This is a genomic window from Phyllobacterium sp. P5_D12, assembly GCF_054049495.1.
In genome coordinates, this window is the sequence record NZ_JBFUMG010001145.1 from 1 (window position 1) to 605 (window position 605).

General features: G+C 57.8%; 2 protein-coding genes. Both read right to left on the reverse strand.

Going from position 1 to position 605, the window contains the following annotated elements; genetic code table 11:
* Window positions 1–234 (reverse strand): ABC transporter permease subunit (locus tag ACXJ5O_RS29185; protein ID WP_457302946.1); only part of this gene is annotated, 234 nt, incomplete at its 3' end.
* Window positions 234–605: ABC transporter permease subunit (locus ACXJ5O_RS29190; RefSeq protein WP_457302947.1), on the reverse strand; the 372-nt coding region annotated here is incomplete at its 5' end. The genes ACXJ5O_RS29190 and ACXJ5O_RS29185, both read right to left, overlap by 1 nt.

Genomic DNA, 605 nt, shown 5'->3' on the forward strand with positions numbered 1-605 from the left:
CTGGCTGAGCCCGTAATAGATGAGGAATATTTGCACCAGCAGTGGCGTGCCGCGAAACACGAACACGTAGAACCGGGCAAACCAGTCCAGAACTCGAACCCCGGAAAGCCGAAGCAACGCCAGACCGAGGGCGAGAAATGCGCCGAGCAGGATCGACGTGGCAGCGAGTTGCAGCGTCAGTGGAATAGCCGCAACCAGGCTGATGAACGTTTCAAGCGTAAATGTCCAATCCATCAGTTCCTCCTGACGCCRCGTGAGAAGTAGCGCTCGGACCATTGCAGCAGCGCACCGGAGAAGGTCGAGATCATCAGATAAATCGCACCGGCAACGACATAGAAGTTGAAAGGCATTCCAGTCGATCCAGCCCCCACCTGAGCCTGCCGCAGCAATTCAGCCACGCCCGTAATCGAAACGAGAGCCGATTCCTTCAAAACGACCTGCCAGACATTTCCCATTCCGGGCAGCGCATGGCGTAGCGTCAATGGTGCGATAATTCGCCTGAACCGCAGCGCGCGCGACATACCGCAAGCGATAGCCGCTTCTATTTCACCTCGGTGCACGGCCTTGAATGCCCCGCGAAACACCTCTGTCTGCTGGGCGCCCGA